This is a genomic window from Psychrobacter sp. AOP7-B1-24, assembly GCF_052376215.1.
Lineage (GTDB): Bacteria > Pseudomonadota > Gammaproteobacteria > Pseudomonadales > Moraxellaceae > Psychrobacter.
In genome coordinates this window covers 1-4019 of sequence record NZ_JBQSVL010000128.1, presented here as the reverse complement: position 1 = coordinate 4019, position 4019 = coordinate 1, and the positions used below count along the sequence as shown (strand labels likewise).

The window sequence follows — 4019 nt, the reverse complement described above, 5'->3', positions numbered from 1 at the left end:
GATACAAAGTATCAAGGGGCTTTTCTTTGTGCGTGGGTTAGTGCTGGATTTCTTAATTCTTAGGCGCGGCTCTGTGTGTTACTATTCATAATTACTTTTATATTTAGGAGCATATTATGGGCGTTTCTCTCTACTATACAGCTGAGCGTACGACGCTTTTGACTGAGCAGGAGCAAGAAGATATTACGCTTATCGTTGATAAATATAATGATAGCTTTGAACATGCAGAACAAGCGGAGTCTTTTGATCTTTATGCTTATGATGATGGTGAGTCAGAAGTGATATTAGCGGGTGCTACTAAAATGCCTGTTAGTGCAGATGTGGACGTTTTGATGTATAGCATCAACCATTGGCTACAATGTCTGACTGAGATTCGTCTCGTGGTTGCTGAGGCAGAATGGCACGTTCATCTAGATGACAATGATGCGGTATGGGTAGATAATAGGTGGCAGATGGAATAGCACCTGATCTGACTCAGATGACAGCAAGTTGAACAATGCTTTAAATAAAATATAAGCTAAAAAGCAAATGAGGATATAAACCGATGTTAATTATTAAACTGACTGATGGCAGAGAAACTTTAGATGATATCGAGAAAATTTGTCTATATCTAACCACGCATAAAGAGTTATTGCCTTTGCTAACTACGGAAGAAGACCACGACCTTGCTTATATTTTAAAGCCGACATTTAAAGCGGATCACAACGAATCTGAAAAGAAAGCGCACTGGGAAAAACTCTTTAATGAGTTTACGCTAACTGACAGTAATGGCGATGAACTGCGTTTTTATAGAGAGAAAAAAACAGATGCTCTATATTTTGGTACGAAAGAGGGATTTGAGACGATAAAAAGTATCAATAATGATAAACCTGCTATTAAAGGTAGATTTAACAGCTAAAGCCACTAGTGAGCTTCTATTAAGCGATTAAGCTTTGATTTAAGATACGTCTCAGTCAGTTAGTCAGCCAGATAGTAAATCACTATCGCTCTCTGTCAGCCTTAGAATGGAGTCTGCTTTGTTTAAACTTTACTATTATCCGAACAATGCGAGTTTAGCGCCACATTTTTTGCTGCATCATGTGCAAGCGGATTATGAGTTAGTACGTGTCGAAAGAGAGAGTAACAGTCACAAATCAGCTGACTATTTGAAGTTAAATCCTACTGGGCGTATCCCAACGCTGGTTGATGATGGGCAGGCAATCTTTGAGAGTCCTGCTATTTGCATTCATATTTGTGAATCATATCCGGAGTATGAGTTGATACCTCCACTTGGCGATCCGAAACGCCCATTGTTTTTTCAGTGGCTGGCATTCTTAAACAACACATTGCAAGCGGAGCTGATGGTTCGTTATTATCCACATCGCCACACCAATGATGAGAGCAATATACCCAATATTATAGCTGCTCAAGATGATCGTATTGGAGAGGCACTGTCTATCATAGACAACCAGCTTGGTTCTAATGAGTTCTTGCTTGGTGAAAAGCTATCGGCATGTGATTACTTTCTCTTTATGTTAGCAGAGTGGTCATTACCGTTAAAGAAGTCGCCTATGGCTTATAAAAATTTGGCAGCGTATCTAAATCGATTAAGCGAAAACCCGAGTATACAAGCAGTATGCGAGTTTGAAGAGATAGATCTGACACCATTTAAAATATAATTGTACTAGGTTATCAGCGTTATAACTTAGAATTTTTAAGCAAGCGTTAAGCTAATAAAGGAAAAATTTATGTCGATTTGGTTACTGGTTCTAATATCATTTTTGCATATTACGATTGGTGGGGCTTTTTCACTTGGTTTTCTCTTTTATATTTGTGCAGAAAATAGCCCAGTTTTATCCAAATTTGAAAATACGGCTCTGTTTACCTTACTCATCGCATATTCAGCTTCTCTGTTAGTGAGTATTGGACTGGCTATTTACTTTTATGTTGCACTTGATAGCGAGTCGTACTATTTATGCTTTTCGTTATCTTGGGGTTTGTTCGTATTGCTTTTAGGGTATTGGACATATATTTCAGCAAAGTTTAGCTGATAATTTTTTAAGAAAGGTGAGTTTGTGGCTATTAGGTTTTTATAGATATTACTATTTGAACAGTTTAATTCTCAAATAGATAAGGTCATTAGCCTGCAAAAATTGTATTCAAGCTTCAGTTGTTATTTTTAAAGTTTGACTCAGAAGCGAAACGTCGTTGTGGCAATGGTAGTGTGACTTACCCATATGAAACTAGTTTATTGCAAGCTCTCTGTTCTAAGTAAAACTTCCTTTGAGCTATGTCAGAAGGGCTCCACTTTGTCTCTTGGCTTCAATAGCTCTATTATTAGAGAATAATATGATAAATTTAGTTAAACATTAGGACAAAGAAAATGTTAACAGATATATTTGCTTATCGATATCTGAATTATCCAATTTGGAAAGATTTTACCGAGCTAGAATTACGGCTGCTCAACCAACTGTACAGTGTTGTTGAGGAAGCAGTTTCATACTATGATGCTAATGGTAAATCTACCGAAGAAAATATAAGAAAATGGAAAACATTGCATGACAGTTTAGCTAGAGAGCTCGGTGTAGATGAACTTTCTAAAAGGTACTATTCACATATCTATAAGAATCATTTAGGACAAAACGTGCCTTCAAATGGTTTCTTTAGTTGGAACTATGTCTGTGAGAGTTTTCTTAAATCTGAATATTGTTCCAGACGTCATACTCCAGATAAGTTTATGAAGGAAAGAATTAGCTTTATCGAATTAGCAATGCGTAAAAGATATGAAGAATTAAAAGTAATAAATGAAGGATTACCCAAAGCAATATCTGACGCAAAAAGACGTGATTCGGTTTCTAGATGTGGAGTACAAAATACTAATAGTATATCGGATAGACTGAAGTCGTGGAATCAAAATTTGAATGATAGTTATTTGTCTCAAGTTAGGGAGATTAATGAGAGATTTCGTCGTGCAAAGGTGCCGCTAACACTGAACAATGGTTTTATTCAAGTTTCTACTGATGAAGTTGTTGAAAAAAATATAGCTAAGCCGTTTTGGAATCTTGTTTCAGATTCTCTTTGGAAAAATGTTGATTTAGATATGAAAGAAGCGTTAGACCGGAGAGACTCAAATGACAAAGATCCAGCACTATTTGCGGCGAAAGCTTTAGAAAGTACCATTAAAATAATATCAGATCAGAATGGATGGTCTTCAGGAAAGGAGAACGGTGCTTCAAACTACATAGATAACTTAGTGAGTAGAAAGAATGGTAGGTATATAGACCCTTGGGAGGCAGAAATACTTAAGGACTACTTCCGAAAAATCAGAAATACTTTAGGACATGGTCCAGGAAGTAATACAATGCCTGTTTTATCGACCGAGCAAACAGATTGGGCAATTGAATCTTCAATGTCTTGGGTTCGTACATTGATTAGAAGATCACTATAGTCGTAATCGATGTTTATCTATGCTTTATACTAACAGTTATCTGAAACACGTTGATTGTAGCTATGAACTAGAAATCAGGAGTGGTGAATAAATGAAGTCTCATATATTAAGAAAGTTTGAATCAAAGCTTGAAGAAATGAACGACCAGCTTTGTTATTTCTTGTTTTCAGACGTCGAAGTAAGCAATGTTTTTTCTGAGATCACGTTCAATGTTTCAGGCTCTTTTACCACAGAAGTATTTGTTGACAATAAATTTTCAAAACGTCTGAATATTAAAGTTGATGCATTAGCAGAACTCCGAAACAAAGCATTTCATTCATTAGTAAGTATGAGTGTGATTGCATCAGTAGAGTATTTACTAAGTTTTATAGAAGAAATCGAAGTATTTTGCTCTCAGGTAATACCTTCTGAGTTCGACTCAATAAAATGTAAGGAACCAGAAGAACAGTTAAAAGTAAATCTGAACAGTTGGTTGGGTAGTGAACCCAAAAGTGAAATAATCAAAACAATTAAATATTTAAGATTATGAACCGCCCCGACTATATCGGAGACTTGATTGCTTGAGTCAGGCAGCTTTGTCTGACTCAATAAA

At 36.2% G+C, this 4019-nt stretch carries 6 protein-coding genes; all 6 read left to right on the top strand.

The genetic code is table 11. From position 1 onward, the window contains the following. The first annotated feature begins 116 nt into the window (after positions 1-116). Positions 117-461, top strand: a complete 345-nt coding sequence (locus tag ACT3QP_RS14230) for a hypothetical protein (RefSeq protein ID WP_444525961.1) — start codon at positions 117-119, stop codon at positions 459-461. Between the two features lie 83 nt (positions 462-544). Beyond that, the gene (locus tag ACT3QP_RS14225; protein WP_444525960.1) at positions 545-898 is read left to right on the top strand and encodes a hypothetical protein; all 354 of its coding nucleotides are present in this window, start codon (positions 545-547) and stop codon (positions 896-898) included. Positions 899-1016: 118 nt separating this feature from the next. Beyond that, positions 1017-1658, top strand: coding sequence for a glutathione S-transferase family protein (locus ACT3QP_RS14220; RefSeq protein ID WP_444525959.1), 642 nt, complete (start codon positions 1017-1019; stop codon positions 1656-1658). A gap of 69 nt (positions 1659-1727) precedes the next feature. Continuing rightward, complete coding sequence (locus tag ACT3QP_RS14215; RefSeq protein ID WP_444525958.1) at positions 1728-2030, top strand: hypothetical protein; 303 nt, start codon at positions 1728-1730, stop codon at positions 2028-2030. A 332-nt stretch (positions 2031-2362) separates the two neighbouring features. Beyond that, a complete protein-coding gene (locus ACT3QP_RS14210; protein ID WP_444525957.1) occupies positions 2363-3427 on the top strand; it encodes an AbiJ-NTD4 domain-containing protein in 1065 nt (354 codons plus the stop codon). A gap of 91 nt (positions 3428-3518) precedes the next feature. Beyond that, entirely contained in the window at positions 3519-3956 is a 438-nt protein-coding gene (locus ACT3QP_RS14205) for a hypothetical protein (RefSeq protein WP_444525956.1), read from the top strand. Positions 3957-4019: the final 63 nt, after the last annotated feature.